The sequence below is a fragment of the Clostridium sp. AUH-JLR23 genome, from assembly GCF_964238065.1.
In the GTDB taxonomy this organism is placed as follows: domain Bacteria; phylum Bacillota_I; class Bacilli_A; order Erysipelotrichales; family Coprobacillaceae; genus Allocoprobacillus; species Allocoprobacillus merdigallinarum.
Map to the genome: position 1 here is coordinate 18947 of NZ_CAXSKY010000017.1, position 20061 is coordinate 39007.

17 protein-coding genes are annotated in these 20061 nt (G+C 30.6%); 3 read left to right on the plus strand and 14 right to left on the minus strand.

Annotation, left to right across the window (positions count from 1 at the left end; translation table 11 throughout):
- Window positions 1-85: 85 nt before the first annotated feature.
- The 3 genes from ACESR5_RS09125 to ACESR5_RS09135 all read right to left on the minus strand — a co-directional run bounded on the left by ACESR5_RS09125 (window position 86) and on the right by ACESR5_RS09135 (window position 3287).
- Window positions 86-1699: an FAD-dependent oxidoreductase gene (locus ACESR5_RS09125; RefSeq protein WP_373155186.1), complete on the minus strand. Its 1614-nt coding sequence runs from the start codon at window positions 1697-1699 to the stop codon at window positions 86-88.
- Complete coding sequence (gene ahpC, locus ACESR5_RS09130; RefSeq protein WP_087243373.1) at window positions 1699-2262, minus strand: alkyl hydroperoxide reductase subunit C; 564 nt, start codon at window positions 2260-2262, stop codon at window positions 1699-1701. Before ahpC ends, ACESR5_RS09125 begins: the two co-directional genes overlap by 1 nt.
- A 173-nt stretch (window positions 2263-2435) precedes the next feature.
- On the minus strand, window positions 2436-3287 hold the full coding sequence (locus ACESR5_RS09135; protein WP_373155188.1) for a YitT family protein: 852 nt from the start codon (window positions 3285-3287) through the stop codon (window positions 2436-2438).
- A gap of 89 nt (window positions 3288-3376) precedes the next feature.
- On the opposite strand from ACESR5_RS09135, the gene ACESR5_RS09140 reads away from it, so the two are divergent.
- The gene (locus ACESR5_RS09140; protein ID WP_087298129.1) at window positions 3377-4000 is read left to right on the plus strand and encodes a Crp/Fnr family transcriptional regulator; all 624 of its coding nucleotides are present in this window, start codon (window positions 3377-3379) and stop codon (window positions 3998-4000) included.
- Between the two features lie 6 nt (window positions 4001-4006).
- Here ACESR5_RS09140 and ACESR5_RS09145 read toward each other — a convergent pair whose 3' ends face one another.
- The 10 genes from ACESR5_RS09145 to ACESR5_RS09190 all read right to left on the minus strand — a co-directional run bounded on the left by ACESR5_RS09145 (window position 4007) and on the right by ACESR5_RS09190 (window position 18235).
- Window positions 4007-5602 carry an ABC1 kinase family protein gene (locus ACESR5_RS09145; RefSeq protein WP_373155189.1) on the minus strand — a complete coding sequence of 532 codons (1596 nt, stop codon included), beginning with the start codon at window positions 5600-5602 and terminating at the stop codon, window positions 4007-4009.
- The gene (locus ACESR5_RS09150) at window positions 5586-5885 is read right to left on the minus strand and encodes a phasin family protein (RefSeq protein WP_087243377.1); all 300 of its coding nucleotides are present in this window, start codon (window positions 5883-5885) and stop codon (window positions 5586-5588) included. The genes ACESR5_RS09145 and ACESR5_RS09150 overlap by 17 nt, the downstream gene beginning before the upstream one ends.
- Before the next feature lie 153 nt (window positions 5886-6038).
- Complete coding sequence (locus ACESR5_RS09155) at window positions 6039-6980, minus strand: DUF4351 domain-containing protein (RefSeq protein ID WP_373155191.1); 942 nt, start codon at window positions 6978-6980, stop codon at window positions 6039-6041.
- 305 nt (window positions 6981-7285) lie between these two features.
- Window positions 7286-9331, minus strand: coding sequence for a hypothetical protein (locus ACESR5_RS09160; protein WP_373155193.1), 2046 nt, complete (start codon window positions 9329-9331; stop codon window positions 7286-7288).
- A 384-nt stretch (window positions 9332-9715) separates the two neighbouring features.
- Window positions 9716-10612 carry an NDP-sugar synthase gene (locus ACESR5_RS09165; RefSeq protein ID WP_373155195.1) on the minus strand — a complete coding sequence of 299 codons (897 nt, stop codon included), beginning with the start codon at window positions 10610-10612 and terminating at the stop codon, window positions 9716-9718.
- A 453-nt stretch (window positions 10613-11065) separates the two neighbouring features.
- The gene (locus ACESR5_RS09170) at window positions 11066-12790 is read right to left on the minus strand and encodes an LPXTG cell wall anchor domain-containing protein (protein ID WP_373155197.1); all 1725 of its coding nucleotides are present in this window, start codon (window positions 12788-12790) and stop codon (window positions 11066-11068) included.
- Window positions 12791-12924: 134 nt separating this feature from the next.
- A complete protein-coding gene (locus ACESR5_RS09175) occupies window positions 12925-14646 on the minus strand; it encodes an Ig-like domain-containing protein (RefSeq protein WP_373155199.1) in 1722 nt (573 codons plus the stop codon).
- Between the two features lie 89 nt (window positions 14647-14735).
- Window positions 14736-14948, minus strand: coding sequence for a hypothetical protein (locus ACESR5_RS09180; protein WP_373155201.1), 213 nt, complete (start codon window positions 14946-14948; stop codon window positions 14736-14738).
- Window positions 14949-15067: 119 nt separating this feature from the next.
- On the minus strand, window positions 15068-16726 hold the full coding sequence (locus ACESR5_RS09185) for an O-antigen ligase family protein (RefSeq protein WP_373155202.1): 1659 nt from the start codon (window positions 16724-16726) through the stop codon (window positions 15068-15070).
- Window positions 16727-16774: 48 nt separating this feature from the next.
- Complete coding sequence (locus ACESR5_RS09190) at window positions 16775-18235, minus strand: LCP family protein (protein WP_373155203.1); 1461 nt, start codon at window positions 18233-18235, stop codon at window positions 16775-16777.
- Between the two features lie 225 nt (window positions 18236-18460).
- Here ACESR5_RS09190 and ACESR5_RS09195 point away from each other — a divergent pair, with 225 nt between their 5' ends.
- A complete protein-coding gene (locus tag ACESR5_RS09195) occupies window positions 18461-18562 on the plus strand; it encodes a helix-turn-helix domain-containing protein (RefSeq protein WP_143746801.1) in 102 nt (33 codons plus the stop codon).
- A 483-nt stretch (window positions 18563-19045) separates the two neighbouring features.
- Complete coding sequence (locus ACESR5_RS09200; RefSeq protein WP_373155205.1) at window positions 19046-19375, plus strand: DUF2589 domain-containing protein; 330 nt, start codon at window positions 19046-19048, stop codon at window positions 19373-19375.
- A gap of 390 nt (window positions 19376-19765) precedes the next feature.
- On the opposite strand, the gene ACESR5_RS09205 is transcribed toward ACESR5_RS09200, so the two are convergent.
- Window positions 19766-20061: Cna B-type domain-containing protein (locus ACESR5_RS09205; RefSeq protein WP_373155207.1), on the minus strand; the 296-nt coding region annotated here is incomplete at its 5' end.

Here is a 20061-nt window from a genome sequence, read left to right on the forward strand (position 1 = left end):
ATTTTCATTAAAATCCAATTTCATTCACCTCAATATAAGTTATGTCTTTTTATCAAAATAGTATGGGTAAACAAACAAAAAAGCTTCATTTTGACTGAAGCTTTTCTAATACCTGTATCATCTCTTCCATTGTCTTTTTTCCAAACAAGACACGTTGTTGGTCAATCACAATACATGGTACACTCATTATTTGATATTGTTCTTTATATTCAGGATAATGTGATAAATCATAAACAGATGTTTGGATATCCTGATGAAGCAAAGCTATACGTTGTGTTGCCTGAACAACTTCTGGACACATTGTACAAGATAAAGAGACAAACACTTGAATCTGATGTGATTTTAATGATTGAATCCTTTCTATGACGTGTTGATCCAATGGCTGTCCTTGACTTGCGATATTGTATAAAGCAAGTATAAACGAATTAAACTCATGACCACCTGGTACCATATGATAATGTACACCTAAATCATTTTGATCACTATCACATAAAATGATTTGAGGATGCTCTTGAACAGATTGATAAACATTGTGAATATGTGGACTTAATGAAGCCAACTCTTCCATAAAGTTTTTCATTTCTAATGAAAAAGGATCTGTTGATAATTGACCTATTAAATAAATATCTTTTGTGAATTTGTTGAAAATCTGTTGTAACTGTTCTCTGATATCCTGACTGATAAACATGGAAGAATCATCCACTTTTGAACTTTTTGGTTTTTGAGAATGATTTTGATAAGCTATTGTTTGGATATCAAATTTGTCTTTTGTTGTCGTGATATATTTTTCTAAAGATGTTGCAGCAATAGCGCCATCACTGACAGCAGTCACAACCTGACGTAAATCTTTTTCACAAATATCACCAGCACCATAAACACCATCCATACTTGTTTTTTGATGACGATCAGTGATTAAGTACCCTTGGGCATTTAATGCCAGCTGATCTTGAAATAATTCATTTTGTGGAACATATCCAGCAAAAACAAAGATTCCAAAACGTCCTTGTGTTGAAGCATCATAACGCCATAATGACTGATCACGATTATTTCTAAAAACAGCATATTCCATCGTGTCATGTCCACCAACTTCCACAATTTCCGTTTCAAAAATCGTTTCTATTTGATCATGAGCACGCACTTGATCAGCAATTGTTTTGGCACATGTGAAATCTTCTTCTCTCACAATCATTGTTACTTTTGAAGCATATTGTGTTAAAAAGAGAGCTTCTTCACAGGCCGCAAAACCTCCCCCAATAACAAAGATTGGACATCCTTCAAAAAATTCCCCATCACAAGTCGCACAATAAGCAATTCCACGTCCCTGATATTCCCTTTCACCAGGGAAACCAAGCTTTCTAGGATGAGCTCCTGGAGCTAATACGAGACCAACAGATTCATAGATTCCTTGATCAGTTTCAACCTTTTTGATAGGGTGTTGTAAGTGAAGACTTTTGACATGGGCCTTTTGAAAAGATGCACCAAAGTTTTCAGCCTGCTTTCTCATTTTGATTGTGAGACCTTCACCAGAATCTTCCAGCACGCCTGGATAGTTCACAATATCTGATGTTATGGTAATCTGTCCACCAAATTTTTCTTTTTCTAAAACCAGGACACTATATTTTGCTCTAGCAAGATATATAGCGGCAGAGAGCCCAGCTGGGCCTCCACCAACAATAATCGCATCATAAATCTTAGACATTATAATATTCCTACTAAATCTAATGATGGTTTCAATGTTTCTTCACCTGGTTGCCATTTGGCTGGACAAACTTCATCACCATGTTCCGCAACAAATTGTGATGCCTGAACTCTTCTTAATAACTCATCTCCATTACGTCCTACATTACCAGCAATCACTTCATAAGCTACAACTTTTCCTTCAGGATTTATAATAAATGTTCCTCTTTCTGCGACACCTTCTGATTCAATATAAACATCTAAATCTTTCGCTAAAGCGGCTGTTGGATCAGCTAACATAGGATATTGAATTTTTTGAATTCTCTTTGATGTATCATGCCAAGCTTTATGTACAAAGTGTGTATCACATGATACTGAATAAATTTCACAATTGATTTTTTGGAATGATTCGTATAGATTGGCTAAATCTTCTAATTCTGTTGGACATACAAATGTAAAGTCTGCAGGATAGAAGAAAAAGACATTCCATTTTCCTAATAAATCTTCCTTTGTCACTTCTTTAAATTCACCATTTTGGTATGCTTGTACTTTAAACTCATTGATTTCTTTTCCGATTAATGACATATATATGACCTCCTTTTATATTTGAAACTTTTGTAATTTTATATGTCTTAGTTAGCTTTAACTAACTAATGTTAGTCTAGCATAAAAAAAGAAAAAGTGCAAAGCATTTGCACTTTCAATATTTGTTCATCAATTTCTATTCCATCATCATATAAAAAAGTTCCCAAAGGAACTTAGGCATTTCTTTTTTCTAATGTAAATCCTTTACCACCGACTTCTTCTACGTGAGAGACAATCACAAAAGCATAAGGATCAATTTCATGGATTTTTGCTTTAATAGATGGTAATTTACGATATGGAAGAACAGATAAAATAAGTTTAGAATTTTCTTTTGTATAACCTTTTTCACTTGCTAAAAGAGTTACACCGGCATCAAACTCATGCAAAATAGATTCTTTGATTGTTTCATATTCATCACTGATGACTGTTAATTGTACAAGACTTGTTCCTTGTGTTAATGTTTTATTTAATACAACAGCTGTAATCATAACAATCATTATTCCATAAATCACATGTGTTGTATCATTAAAAGTAAACTGTAAAACCAAAATAGATAAATCAATGCAGTTTAAGACAATATGTACAGGGAAACCTAATTTTTTATTTAATAAAATAGCTAAAATATCGACTCCACCAGTAGAAGCATTTGCTCTTAAAATCAAACCAATACCTACACCTACACAGCAGGCAGCTAAAATGGCAGCTAATAATGGATCATTTAAATAATGATGAAACATGGCATGTGTTTCAAAGAATTGTAATACAATTGGAAATAAAAATGTAGAGATTAATGTTGTCATGGCAAATTTTTTTCCAATGAATAATAACCCTACTAAAAATAAACACACATTTAAACATCCAACACTTAATGAAACGGGAATATGAAAATAATAATTTAAGACATTTCCAATCCCAGAAGTTCCCCCTACAATAATATGATTTTCTAAAATTAATGTATTGACTGCTAAAGCAATTAAAATATTTCCAACGATAATATAAACCAAATTCAAAACTTTTTGTTTCATATTCCTCACCTCGCTCAAGACTTTATCATATCTGCTTTCTTTAAAATGTAATCTATGTTACAATTAAAAAGAAAAGTGGTGAGAAGTCTATGAAAATAAAAAAAGAATATTTTCAATATTTTATAGAAGCTGGTCAAAAACAAGTTTATCAGCCTTCAGATATCATTTATATGCAGGAAGATGATGCTGATTTAATATATTTGATTTTAAATGGCAAAGTAAAAGTCTATGTTATGAATTCTAATGGAAAAGAAGTCACTATGGATATTTTACAATCTGGAGATATTTTTGGTGAATCTGCCTTTATCAGTCCATCTAAACGTCCAACAACCATTCAAGCGATAAGTGATGTCGAAGTCATTGCCTGTTATCCTAAACATCTCTATCCTTATCTTCAACAATCACAAGATTTACTCATCAATATTTTACAATCTTTATCTCAAACATGTGATTATCTGACAGCCATGATCAAAAGATCCTATACATATAATCGATATGAAAAAGTCGCTGCTTTTTTATTAGATCAAATGGATCACTATCATCATCATGAAATCACATATTCGCATGAAGAAATTGCTTCATTGCTTGGTTTATCACGTGTCACTGTGACCAAAGTATTAAATGAATTTGTGAAAGAAAAAATGATACTTATTCAATATAAAACAATTATTGTCAAAGATAAAAACAAACTGTATTCATTTTTACATAAATGAATACAGTTATTTTTTCTGTTTTCTTTCTTTTAAGACTGTCAATAATAGCCAGATACCAAGTCCAACGGCAGTCATATATCCAATGAAGCCAAGAGCTGGAATACCAAATACTTTAGGTGTCATTTGAGTCGTACATAACAAACTGCTTGCCATCAATAAACCTGCACTGACAATTCCCACAACAAGTTTATTAACCATATGATTAATAGCTGTCATAGGTACACTGGATTCCATAATATCTAGATTCACTTTGAGTCTTCCTTTCATCAGCATACGCATAATATCTGATATCTGACCCGGTAAATCTAAAATATTCTGACTAGAATTATAAAGTTTTTTTGCTGATTTTGTGAGTTCTTTTTTATAATCCAATTTCTTTGATATATGATTAGCCACATGATTCGCCGCAATTTCTAAAATGCTAATATGGGGATCAATAAGCATAACAGTACTTTCAATCGTTACCAATCCTCTTGCCAGCATACTAACACCTTTAGGCATAGATATACGATGCTTATGGGCGATCACAAAGATTTCCTGCACAACATCACCTAAATTGATATCTGTTAAATCCATTGATACATAATGCTTCATAAAAGTTTCAATATTATCATAAAATAAAGCATAGTCAATACGATCATCATGTTCTCCCAATGTTAAAATCACATCAACAAGCTTTTGGGTATCATTTTGTCCAATAGCCAAAACAGCATCCCTCATTAAATCCTTATCAGCACGATTTAAAATACCCATCATTCCAAAATCAATCCAGACAATCTTTCCATCTCGAATTCTTAAATTACCAGGATGAGGATCAGCATGAAAAAAGCCATCATCTACAATTTGTTTAATATAATTTTCAGCTAATTTCGCTGCAATTTCTTTTAAATCATAGCCAGCATTTTTAAGGGTGATACGATCATCTATTTCATAACCATCAATATATTCCATCACCAGAACTTTACTTGTACTGTAATCATCAATGATTTCTGGAGCATCAATATATTGAATATCATGATGTAAATGAGAAAACTTTTTTGCATAATGCGCTTCATTTAAAAAATCCATTTCTTCTTTAGCTGTATGCCAAAATTCATCTAATACAATATTTAAATCAACAACACTTCCTAAAACATCATTTAATTTTAAGATTTTCACAGCTTTACGGATTAATGAAATATCTCTTTCCATCATTTCATAAATGCCAGGACGTTGAACCTTCACAACAATATGGCGTCCATCTTTCAATGTTGCTTTATGTACTTGTGCAATGGAAGCACTTCCTAATGGCACAATATCAAAATCTAAAAATACATCATTCAAATCTTCCTGATATTCATTTTCAATCACAGTCTTGACTGTTTCAATGCTCATAGGTGCAACATTATCTCTTAATTTAACTAATTCTCGACAATAACGCTGAGAAAACATATCTTGTCTGGAAGCCATAATTTGACCAATCTTTACAAATGTTGGTCCTAGATCCTCTAAAATCATCCTAAATTTAACGGGATCAATGCCCTTTGCTAAATGATGTTTTCTCAGTATTGTCAGAATTTGTGCAAGACGTCGTTTTGTACTTAAATTATTCGTTTGTTTCATTCTTTGCTTTTTGTAATTCTTCAATCTTTGCTTTTAAAGTTTCCAAGTCTTCTACGTCCATATTCTGTAAATCTTTTTCTACTGTTTCTACACTAACTGGTTTTCTTAATTTTTCAGCAACATTATGCTTTAATTCTTCATTCAAAACCTTTCCTTGTTCAACAGTTAATTCTCCTTTTTTCACCAAGTCTTCAACAACTTCTTTAGATTTTTCAGCAGTCACAGCAACAGCACCAATTCCTGCTAATAAAACCTTTTTTAAATCTTCACTAAAATTATTCATAACAAAACCTCCTATCTATATGTTTATTTTACTACGAATCTCGACAAATGTGTAGTTTAAGAAAAACGAAATGTTTTGATTTAAAATCACATTTCGTCTTTTTCTATTTTATAAACATGAAAAATAGCAAACGTATAAGCATAAAAATGAAGTCTATCCATTTATAAGTATCGCCATAACATCTTCTTCACTATTCATATTTAAAATATGTACCGTTAAGGCATGTAGTTGTTCATCATTACTTGTTTGAATCTGATAAATAGTCTTTGGTGATAGTTTTCCAAATTTAGATTGAAGTTGTTGAAGTAGTGTATTAATGACTCCTTCATGCAAGCCTTCTTTTCTTCCTTCTTCTTTTCCTTCAAGTCGAGCTTTCTTGCTGATGTTTAATACATATTGACCCATATGAACATCTCCTTCCTGTTTTTCAATATGATTATAAATTTCTTCATCATGTGTCAGGGCTCCTAGCACACAGGCCATCTCATGTCTGACCATGAAATCATCATCTGGAGCGATTTTTCCATAGAGCATCTTTAATCCTTTGACAAGGTTATAATTGTCTTTGTTAGTAAACTTACTTTCATCCAGCTTGGCCATTTCAATCAATGGCATAAAACGTACATTGTAGTATCTTTCAAATTTTCTAGGCGCATCCATTGTCATGTCTTCATAGTTTCTGGCTCCTTTCCATTTATCTTCTTCACCATAGTAGATAACAATTGTGATGATTTTCTTGATTTTTTTCTTGCCGTGGCTATCTTGATAATCATGATACTGCTGAAGATAATCAAGGTAATCATATTCCATAATACGCTGAAACATGGTTTTATCATTATAGGATTGATGTTCAACACCAACATAGCAATGCTTTCCATCAATCATGACATGAGTAAGATGATCTCTTGTACGCTCAATAGTTTCATTGGTTGTCAGTAGGACTGTTGATTTTACGGTTGGAACGTATTGAATCAAACGAATACGTGTATCTTGACGACCATTAAAAAGAATAACTGATAAAAGATCATCAAAATGATTGTGATGACGAAAATAATTTTTAATGCGTATATCAAATAAATTTCTGAAATCTGTCATAGAATAATTCCTCCTACTTATATATACGCATTTTATTCATTGTTTTTCTTTTTATTTCTTCAATATTTTCACTTTATAATCTTATTATAGCATAATATTAGCTTAAAGCATATTTATATAGTCAAATAAAAACAAAATCAATCTTAGATTTGCATCATTCGGTACAGGGATCTATCCTTATTAATTGTTTAAAAACAAATTAAAATAAAGATCCAGCAAGTTAAACTCATTTCAATAACATATCGTATTTTTATACAATGAAAAAGGCGTGTCCATTTTCATTGAACATCGCCTTATGTTTTTAACTATTTATTTAATAATTCTTCTCTTTTTTTAGCAAGAACAACAATTCCTGCACCAACAACAGATAAAGAAATCATTAAACCATATAAAGCAGCATTAGAACTATCATCAGTTTTAACTGTTTTATCAGTTTCAGTTGGTTTTTGTTCTGGTTTATTAGTATTATCTGTATTAGGTTTTTCTGTATTAGGTTTTTCTGTATTAGGTTTTTCTGTATCTCCTGGATTTGGAGTTACAGTCACATCAACTTCTTTGTCCCAAATCATATAGATAGTAGCATCTGCATTGAATGGAACATCAGCTTTTAATGCTTCAGTACCTTTAGCATCTAAGAAATATCCTCTAAATGTATATCCTTCAACACTTAAGCTTTCTTTCATTTCATCTAATACTTTTAAATCATCTGCTGTAAAAGCAATACCTTTTTCAACAGGAAGTATATATTGTTCTGGTTTTAAACCTAATTCTTCTAAGTTAATTTCTTTACCATCAACAATTGCTTTAAGTGTGATAGTAATCATTTCTTTTTCTGGATCTACTGGTTGTCCTGGTTTTTCTAATTTAGGAATAACAGTATCAGTTTTACTAATTTCTTTAGTTAATGCTGCATCTGCGAAATACTTATCACATTCTGCGCAATACCAATATTCTATATTTCCTGTTGCATCATATGTTGCTTCTTTAGCAGGAACTCTAGTAGCTTGATGAGAATGTTTTAATTCACCATTTGCATCAATTGTTCCAGAAATACCATTAATTTTAAAAGTATAATTGTCTGGTAAATTTACAGCTGTATTTAATGGAATTTCATTTTGTTTAACTTCATCTACATAATACAATCCAACAGAGTCTTCTGGTGATGTCACATCAATTGTTGTTCCATCAGCAACATTTAATACAGGATTAACATTTGATCTATTATCTATATTGATTCCACCCCAAGAATTTTCACCTAACTGGAATGTTGTTGTACCTTTCAACTCAAGTGTACCACCATTTAATACAACAGCAGCTCCACCAGCAGTATTTCTGTTATCAACAGTTAATTCATCAGCGACAACAGTTCCACCATAAATGTGTAAACCACTCTTTGTTGTTTCATTAGTTACAATTTTCACATTATTTAATACAACATCTTTTCCAGTAACTGTAACAACATTATCTTTAGTTGTAAAATCTTTAGCCACAAAAGCCGCTGAACTGTTTGGAGCAAAATTAATTATCATTTCTTCACTTAATGTCAAAGTTTTATATAATGGAATTTCTTCAGTTACATTCACACGTTCAACATTGGCACTTTCAGCAGTTTTTGCCATAATAAAATCAGCTAAATCTTCTGCTTTTACAAAAGCAATCTGTTGATTATTACTTCCACCGTCTTTTGCAGTTACAACCTGGGAATATGGCAATCCTGATACCTCTACAGCTGAGCTATCTAAACATACAACTGATTGTGTATTATTTTCATCACTTGTATTACACTGAATGTTTGCACTATCAAAATTAGCAGCTGCTTGTCCATCCACATTAATACCATACCAAGAATTTTTACCTAAATTTAGGACTTGTCCTTCTTGAAGCAAAATAGAAGCATTGTCTTTTACAACAATAGGTGCTCCACCATATGCTTGCGTATGATCATAAGTAATTCCTGTCAATGTGACATTAGCATCACCATTAATAGATAATAAATTTTTTGTATTTTCGTTAGCAACAAAGTTAACACCATTGAATGTAACTTTTCCTCCACTAACTATATTCAATAAGTTATCATGCCAATCATTACTCTTAGTAGTTCTAACATCTTTAATTGTTTTATTGGTAATTTGTCCAAAACCATCATCACCTTCAATTGTCGTATTTATTGAAATACTACCAGCAATTTCAATAACATCAATGTTTGGATCATTTGCTGCTTCTATAAATGCTTCTGCAGTTTCAACTCTTTTAGTAGTATCCGCTGCATTAACAGTTCCAGCAGTTAGACAAAGTCCAAGCATCATGACAAATGACAATCCTAATGCTAAAATTTTTCTTGTCTTTTTCATTGTATATCCTCCCATAATATTCAGTAGAATAGAAACTAACAAAGCACCAGAACCATTTCTTTGTTATGGTTTGTATTCTACTATAAATATAGTACCCTCTCACGTATGATTTTGTCAATTAAATTCCATTTTCCCAAAAAAATATTCATAATTTATAACACAAAATTTTCTTTTTTAACAATTTTTTTACATTAAAATGCGATTTTTGTAAAAAAAGTGTTCTTTTTATAATTTTTTATTACAATTTATAATATGTTTTTATCATTATATTTTTCTATTTTTACTATAAGATTTCTTGAATAAACAGTGATGCTAAATCATAGAAAAATGACCTTATTATTAAACATGAAAAAGAACTATGCTTGATAGTTCTTTTAAAGATAATTATAGCTTTTGAGGATATACTCCCTTTTCTACTAATAACTGGATATTTTCTTTTACATAATCTTTATCTTCTTTATATGTCACTCCAAACCATTCATCATGTGACTTTAAGGCTGTGACTTCTGCTTTATTGTTATGTAACATATCTCCTATGATTGTTGGTAACAGATATTCTGCTTTTAAGTTATCTGATGGTGTTTCTTTTAAGAAGTCATTGAATCCCTGTTCTAGCATTTCTATGAACTCTGGATATAATCCCCACATATTCATAGATACTGCTGAATTGAGATCTATCTCTTTTCCTTCTACAACAGCTTTTCCATCAATTTTTTCTATATTATGTGTTTCCACAATATCTATCAGCTTATCATTTGCAATCTGGCAGATTCCTCTTGTCACTCCCCCATTATCACTGAGTGTATTCTTTAAAATAAAACCTACCATGCATACTGGCATTGGATTCTTTGGATGTTCTTGTGTTAGATATTGATATGCTTCTTTATAAGCTTCCTTCCCATAATAGTCATCTGCATTGATTACTAAAAATGGTTCATTGACTAATCCTTGACATGCCAGAATAGCCTGCCCTGTACCCCAAGGTTTTGTACGTCCTGCAAACTTATCCTTATATTCTTCAGGAATGTTATCAACTTCCTGGAAAGCATATTCAACATGAACTTTCTTTTTCATTCTCTGTCCTATGATTTCATCAAAGTCTTTTTCCAAATCTTTTCTAATAACAAAGACAACCTTATTAAAACCAGCTTCTAAAGCATCATAAATAGAATAATCCATAATGATTTCACCACTAGGTCCTACTGGTTCTAATTGCTTGATTCCTCCACCAAATCGACTTCCTATTCCTGCTGCCATAACGACAAGCGTTACATTATTCATTGTATTCAACTCCTTAATTTATCTCTTGAAATCAATTATATCAATTTATCTCACTTATAACAATCATATTTCAACATTCTTCTTAAAAAAAGATATTATTCATATATCTTCATAAACAAAAATGAAGAAACCTGATTCTTTCCATACAGAAGATTCAAGTCCTTCATTTTTGAGTTGTCGAAAAAGAAATCGCAATATGTTTTCTTTTTCATATTTAGTATAATTCATTTTTCATATATAAACAATAATATGATTCTTCAAATAATGTACTATAATGAATTTTTTTATTTTTAGGAAAATAACTATAAAAATTTCTCTGTTAAAATTATCAAATTGACATCATAATCTTTTTTATGCAAACATGTCATCAATTACCCAGTTTTTGAATAAATAATTCATTAAAAAACTATCGTTGATAACGATAAGTTACCACGATAGTTTTCATCTTTTTATTTATTTTTCAGAAACTTTCTTTTTTAGTACAATTGCTCCAACAAGTCCTAAACTGATTAATGCCATTGCTCCATAAAGTGCAATATTTGAAGTGTCTCCAGTTTTTGGTTCTTTGGCAGTTTCTTGAGTATTCTGCGTATTTGTTACTTGTTGATTATTATCAGGAGTAACAACAGTTTCACCTTTTACATCATCCTGTGACTGTCCAGGTTGAATTGGTTTTGTTGTAGGTTCTTGTACATCTTCATATGCCAATGCATATGTTGAGAATTTATCAGTCTTGAATGTCAATGTTCCATCTTCATTTTCAACTGTATCTAATTTCTCTGCTTTTCCATCATGGACTCTAATGACATAGAATGTTCTTCCTTCTTTCATTAAATCTTCTGGAATAGCTACTGTGAATGTTATTGGTTTATCTAATTGCGTAATATTTCCAAGCGTAATTGTGTTACCATTTGTTGTAGTAGCTGACAGTATAACATTGATATCAAAGTATTGAATAATTGTATTAGTTTTATTTTCAGCAACTATATTATTTAATAATTCTTCGATTAAAGACAAATCGTCTTTATTCACACTTTGAACTTCTGTTTGTTTTACGTTGATAGAAGAAGTTACAATCGCATGACTATCTTCCGTAAAAACTTTTTTGAAATTTTCAATAGTACCTGTAGATAATTCATCTTTAACTTCTGCTGTATCCTCATTCAAAACAGCATCAATTATTATGTTGACTTGATCTAATACATTATTTTTCGATTCTTCATCATTAACACCTACCGTTATCTTATCAATTGGCTGAGTTGGATCTACATTTGGTGCTTCTACATATTTTGGATCTCTAGTTCCACAAACAGTACATTTTCCATTTACAAAATTGTGACCAGTAGCTGAAATGATTTCTTGTTTGACAGTGATTAATCCACAAATCGAACATTTTTTCCCTTCTGTAAGTCCATCTTTAATGCAAGTTGATTCTTCTGCGGGTATTACAATATTTCTATCATGATTATGTGTAACAACATAGCTAGTACCATTTTGAGTACAAGTAGCTTCTTTCCCTAAAAAATTTGCTACTGGATTCTCAGTTTTGCTCATTGATGGATCAAAATGTTCAAATGTTCCACCATATACCTCAATGATTGCAGATGAATCATCAATTAGATTTAATAACCAATATGTATTATTCCAAGAATAATCTGCACGAAACAAGCCATCAATAATGGTAACATTTGAATCATCTCCAGCCTGAACACAAGTTAATCCAGCATGTAATGTTCCGTTTTCGATTATTAGTTTAGCATTATCTTGAATTCTTAGACAATAACCTGTACTATCTGAATTCATATATCCACCATCATTTGCATCATTATAAGTTATCATTCCATTGCCTCTAATTATAACTGTTGCATCTTGAGAAATATCTATTATACCTGCATCCCCATCTTTAGTTTCAGTGATTATACCATCATACGTAATGGTCTTTCCATTAAAATCCAAAATGATGTCATGTGTAATATCCACTTCTACATGAAGAGTAATATTTTCTTGCAAAACAATATTATTTATATTGGAATCATTTAAAGCATTAATAAATTCTTCTTCCTTATAAATATTTTTTGCACTACTTTCTGCGTTAACATTTGTAGGCAATACAAATAACGATAGTATCATTGCTATAGATGCAATCACTCCAAACATTTTTCTTTTCATAATTTGCATTTCCTTTCCCTCCTCATCAAATATGATATCCCTCCCCGTATAGTTCTGTCAACAAAATGCGACCTTATCAAACAAAAAAGTATCGTCTTTTCACGATATTCGCTAAAAACGATACTTCTATTCATTCTGTTCATTTATTTTTCAGAAACTTTCTTTTTTAGTACAATTGCTCCAACAAGTCCTAAACTGATTAATGCCATTGCTCCATAAAGTGCAATATTTGAAGTGTCTCCAGTTTTTGGCTCTTTGGCAGTTTCTTGAGTATTCTGCGTATTTGTTACTTGTTGATTATTATCAGGAGTAACAACAGTTTCTCCTTTTATATCATCCTGTGACTGACCAGGCTGCGCTGGTTGAACTGGTGTTATTGGCGTTGTTATAGATTCCTGTGCATCTTCATATGCCAATGCATATGTTGAGAATTTATCAGTCTTGAATGTCAATGTACCATCTTCATTTTCAACTGTATCTAATTTCTCTGCTTTTCCATCATGCACTCTAATGACATAGAATGTTCTTCCTTCTTTCATTAAATCTTCAGGAATAGCAACAGTAAATGTAACTTCTTTATTTAATTCATTAACTTCTCCAATAACCTCATTATCAGCTTTAATAACCACACTAATATCTATGTATTGTGCAATATTAGTTTTTTCATCAATATAATCTTCAATTACCTTCTTATCCTGTACATCCACTTGTGATGTTTCAACCGGCTTAACTTGAACTTCAGTAGAAACAACTTTACCATCATCAATAGCCTGTTTAATATTTTCTTTAGTCTCTTGATTTACTGATGTCACTTCTTTTCCATTAGCAATATCATCTACAATTGATGTCAATGTATCAGATATATTTTTTTGAGATTCTTCATCATTGATTCCTACTGTAACTTCATCAACTGGTTTAGAAGTATCAATGATTGGTGCTTCAACATCTGATTCTACTTCATAAACTGTAACTTCACATGTTGCAGTTTGATTTCCTGCTTGTACAGTTATTGTCGCTTTACCTGGAGCAACTGCTGTTACTTTCCCAGTTGCATCAACTGTTGCAACTGTATTATCAGATGAAGACCATGTAATTTCATCAATGGCACCTTCTGGTTTTAAAGTCGCAGTTAAAGTCACAGCATTTCCTTTAGCTATATTTATACTTTCATCAGACAATTCTATACCTGTTGTTTCTGGGACAACTTTGTAGTTATTGTCTACAAGATATGTCTTATATCCTTCTGCTACATATGTTGTTACATCAGAACTAAAAGTACCACCTGCGATTGAAACATGTTCTTTTGCATTAGCCCATTCAGTTCTAACATATTTTCCATTATCTTTACTAATACTATAAGCCAAAATACTTTGAGATTGTTCAGAGATAAAAGTTCCGCCATTAATAGTAACATAAGGTGCTCCACCAGGATAATTTCTATCTAATGCAGAAATAGCTGCACCATCACCAATACATCCATCAGCTTCTGGCTTTTCTAAATATAAATCTTTTCCTGTTCCTGTGACTATACCTCCATTAATGTTAACAGTTGTTAGACCACCTGAACATAGCTGAATTCCTACAGAACCTGTTATTCTTCCACCACTGATATTAATAGTTCCTTTTTGTGGGTGATAAATTGCAGCAGTATGGGGATCAGTAGGATCATTTTGATTAATTACTCCACCATTAATATTAATTGTAGTCCCTTCAGCTCCTTGTAAATTGCTACTACCATTTCCAGTTACACCATACCATTTTGCATTAATAGTTCCACTATTCATTGTAAATGTAGCATCGTTACGAACAAAAATAGGCCAATCTCCATCAATGCTTCCACTTCCCTGACTATCAATCAAAGTCAAAGATGCACTATCCCCAATTTCAATACTTTCTGCTGAGAGACTTAGTTTTCTTCCATTTAAATCTAAAGTAATCTTTTGTGTCTCATCAATTATAAAACCCCTTCAGATGTATCATTTATCAATGTGATAACATCATTATCATTAGCATTATTTAATGCATCTGCTAGTGTTGCATATTCTGTATCACCTATTTTAGCAACATTTTCATTTGTTGCATTAACACTTACTGGCAATACAAACAACGATAATACCATAGCTATAGAAGCTACTAAACCAAAAACCTTTTTCTTAATAGATTTCATTTTTATTTTCCTCCTCACTTAATATGATACCCCCTGCATAGTTTTGTCAACAAAATAGGGCTTTATAAAACAAAAAAGAGCTTACTGAATTGAATAAGCTCCTTTAAAACACAATGAATTTATTTAATTTGTGATTGATTGTAAATATTTTTAATTTCATCTTCAATTAAAGCATAAAATTCTCTAGCTAACTTTTTATCAATATTATCCTTTTGATCATAAAGTGTATAATAAATATCATATGTAAATGAAGATTGTCCTAGATAATACTGAACTTTCATAATGTAATCATCATCTTGATAATGACTATCTAATATTTCAAACTCTGGTTTTAAGCTTTCTAATTGTTCTTTATGATAAACAATAGATAATAATTCATAACGATTAAAAATAGCAATTTCATTGTCATCTACTAATGACATATCGCTTTGATCATTTAACCAGTAAATATAGCCTAAAAATAACCAGGCTAGCGTTGCTGATAATGAATATACATAGAAAACTCCCAAATCAAATAATCCACCTATAAATTCACTCACAAAGATCATAATAAATAATAAGACTATAAAATAAGATTTTTTATTTCGATATTTTAATAAAATATCTCTTGCAGTGAATAGTGTTTTAATAAAAAATAAAATAAATAAAATAAAACCAAAAATACCAGCAGTAATGAGTGATTCCATGAAAACATTATGACTATGAAGAATCTGTTGTCCCCAATCATCACTTTGTGTCACATCAACTAACATATTTCTAAAGTTACCTGCCCCTATTCCCTGAATAGGACTTTGTTGCCAAATTTTTAATGAATCTTTAGCTAAAGTAATTCTGCCACTGCTGACTTCATCTGCCAAGTCAATAATTTTAGGAATATTCTGTAATTCTCCTGTCATTGTTAAAGAAACGATTTCTTTGATTTTTTCTAATTGAAAACGGTTGTTAGATTCTTCTCTTGCTCCTTGAATTTGAGGAATGATAAAAGCTGCTTCTTGAACAACCTTAGTTCCTAGTAACATGCATAAACACATACCAACATTTAAACATACTCTTTTTACTGTTGATAATTCTTTTGCTCTAAAGAAACGATAATAAGCAACTGATGTTAAAATCACTGCTAAAATAATGATAGCTGCTCGACATTGTGTTAATATAATATAAGATAACTGAATGCCAATATTAATAATATAAAGAAAACTTCCTTCGTAATGATTTCTAATAGCAATCATAGACATTAAAACCACAATAATCGCTAAAAAGGATGCTGGATTACAGTTAAAATAAACACCAAACAAACGATCTCCAACAAGTCCAATATACCAACCATTTTGACTTCCTGAAATATTTAAAAAATACATAAACAGAGAAATAAGAGAAGCACTTCCTACTAAAAAACAAGTGAAAGGAATGATTGTATGTAATTCTTGTTTTAATTTTTTAAGAGTCATAGATTTTGGTTGAGCAAAAATCAATGTAAAGATTAGTAATTGCATAATGGCTATTAATAAAGAATTCTTGGTTGAATAATCTTTATTTAAATAAGTGGCTATAAAAAGCAAAATACCATATAAACCAATTAATAATAAATGATTCTTCGTATAAAAGAATTCATTTTTTATGATACTGTATATAAAAATCAAACCACCATAAATCAATACAACAATTGATAATGGATTAAAATCAATACCAAAATAACCCAATGCTAAAGTATTAATAAAAACATAGAAAATAAATAATAACTTAAAATATTTTCGATCACCTAAAATTTTATCTAACATAGCATACCCCTTTATATATAAAAGTGGAAGTTCCCTTCCACTTTTCTTTTATTCAACTGTTTCTCCGTTTAATACGCTCTTAATTGCAGCAACATTTTCAGATACACTTTCATCATCAGGAATCATGTAGTAAAGTCTTGAGCTTGGCATATAAGCTCCTCCTGTCTGCATAACGCCATGACCTGAGAATTGTTTTTGTACCATGTTCCATGATGCCATATCATTAATTTGCATTTGTATTAAACTTGTAATTTCACGAGATGACATATTTGTTTCAAAGCATCCTTCAATCGCATTCAAGACACTTGAATAGTTTGTAATGACTGCTGGTGACATCATCTTATTCAACATACCCATAATAACAATTTGTTGATGGAATACACGTTCATTATCCCCTGCTCCAAATGCATGTCTTTCTCTAGAATATTCTAATGCTTCATCACCGTTAATAGAAATATTTCCTTTTGCAAAATATGTTCCATTATATCCAGTGAAAGCAACATCGTTATTAATTGTAATACCACCTAAAGCATCAACCATTTGAATCAATGAAGTAAAGTTAACTCTTGCATAATAGTTGATATCTAAACCTAAGAAATTTTCCATTGTTTTCACAGTGTTATCAATACCTGCCAAACCAGAGTGAGTTAATTTATCTTTTTGTCCCCTATTAGCAAGTGTTACATAGTAATCTCTTGGAATACTTGTTAATAAGATTTGTCTTGTTTTTGGATTAACAGTAACTAACATGTTAACATCAGATCTAGAAACTGTAGATACTGGTCCTGATGTATCAATACCACTTATGTATACAATAAATGGTTCTTTTGTAACATTAACATTTTTAGAAATATCTTTAATTTCTTCTTCAATATCGAATGACCATATTTCACGAACATCATTTTGGAAATCTTCATGATCTGCTTCAATAATTGCATAATATGATTCATTAACCAAAATAGCTTTTGTTTCACTATCATATAAATCATTAGCTGCTTTTGAATAACTATCAACATCTTTTGTTTCAAGAGATGATTCTTCTTTTTGCATAGCTTCAATCGCTTTTTTAGCATTTTCTTCATCTACAGAAGATACAGTTTCAATTGTTTCTCCTTTTAAATCTGATAGTGTCTTATAAGAACTATCTTTTAAAACAACAACAGAATAACGCTGTGTCTGAACATTTGCTCCTGTAATAGCATCAAGAACTGATGTCCCTTGAGCAATTGACAATGTTCCAAATAATAAAGCAACACTAAGTAATATACTGACTAATTTACCAATAATATTTCTGACTTTACCAGTTCCTTTTTTCTTTGATGGTTTCATCAAGAAAAATGTTCCTACACATAATAAAACGACAACTGCAATAATAATTAAAGCATATTGCATAGGTAATGCACCTAACTTAAATATAATACCGATTAAAGCCAAAGATGCAATAACCTGTATTCCTAAAATGACTTTCCAATCAATAACTTTCTTTATAATACTATTTGATTTTGACATGAAATCCCTCTTTTCTTAATCGTTACCATAGTATCATATCAGTGTGTATTTTTCAAGAACATCAAGGATTTTCAAGATTTCTTTTTATTCATCGTAAATTGAAAAACTAAATTCCATCCCTAAATCAATTTATATGGAATTTAATTTTACAAATCCAATGATAGAATTTAATTCTGCAAACTTTTATAATAATAGTGGGTATTCCTTCTACTGGAGGTGCTCATCATGGCTAATCAGAAACATTTAACTGCTCTTGATAGAATCACAATTGAAAATGGTCTAAAAAATAACGATTCTTTCAAGGCAATTGTCAAAAAAATTGGATAAGGAGTGTACAACAATCTCAAAGGAAGTCAAAAAGAACGTTTCAGTACGTAAAATTGGTGCAGTTGGTCGTTTATTCAATAACTGTCTTAACAGACATATATGCAAAGAGAGTTTTTTAAACTGAACGAGCTGCAGAAATCTACAACTCACCTCACCGTGCTTTGTAGTGTAAGACTCCTTCAGTAAGAATATAAAATAAAAAGTCTGCACAAGCAAGACTTATTCATGACGATGTGTGCCTGACAGCCGCAGGCGGAAAGGAATGTGTGGTTATCATGTTTAAAAAGCATATGTTTTGTCTAATGATAGACAAATAAAAGTCAAAACTAAAATCATTTATATACCAATATAATTTATAATGTCTTTTAATAAAATTTAGTTATTGAATTATTTTTATGATTATTAATTATTCAATATATTTGATTACTATCCATTGATTGTTTATAATATATTTAAGTATAAGTAATGAGAGGATGATGAAAAATGTTAATAGGTAGTCAATTTAAAGGACTAGATATGGAAGAATTGATTGGTAAACCATTAAAAGCTAAAGATGATGCTAAAATAATGTTTGACCAACTGATAACAGAATACTTTCAAGAAGTTGAATTTGAAAAACAAAAGAAAATCAGAAATGATCAATTTGATTATACAAAAGAAAATGAAAATCCTGATGAAATAATCATTAATAAAGATATAAATATCGATGCTCCATTGCATACAATTGTTCCAATTCCTCATCTGCAAATTGATCCAAATTATGTCGAATTTGATATGGAAACCAAAGAAAGTAAACCAGATGAAAATTCTTAATTATAATGTTTTCATTTGAATATACGAAATAAAAATTTCAAAGTGCTTGAGTTAACTTATAATCAATAAAAAAACTCAATATCAGAATAGATAATCTCTATAATAAAATTGGAGAGGAACTAAGATTCAACTTAATTCCTTCTCCAATTTTCATATACAAATGGTCATATATTATTGTCATCTCATATTTTAAATTCTCACATACAATCATTTCCATCAAACTCAAAACAATTCTGTATTATAAATCATTAATATATAAAATCTATAACAAATAACTAACATAATTTCATCTATCATTATAAACATGAAAAAGAAGAGATAAAAGGTATGGTAATTTAAATATCACTTTATCTCTTCTTTATTTATTTCATATCAACCTATATCATAAAATCACTTATTTACCTTCTTTAAATAAATTTCATAAGCACCTAATATAATTATGCCTAATAAAGAAGTCATAAACAAGAAAGTCGATATAGTCAAATAAGACTCATCATCTGTTTTAATACTATCAAAAGAATCTTTTTTATCAATGTTAATTTCACCAGTAATATTATTAAACGAATCACTTTTATTAACAATAATATTTTCTTTAACATTTGTGATAACGAATCCTTCTTCCATGCTTCCTGTAATCTGGCTTGTGTAGCCTTCTACTTTCGCTTCTGCAATCGTGTAGTCAATCT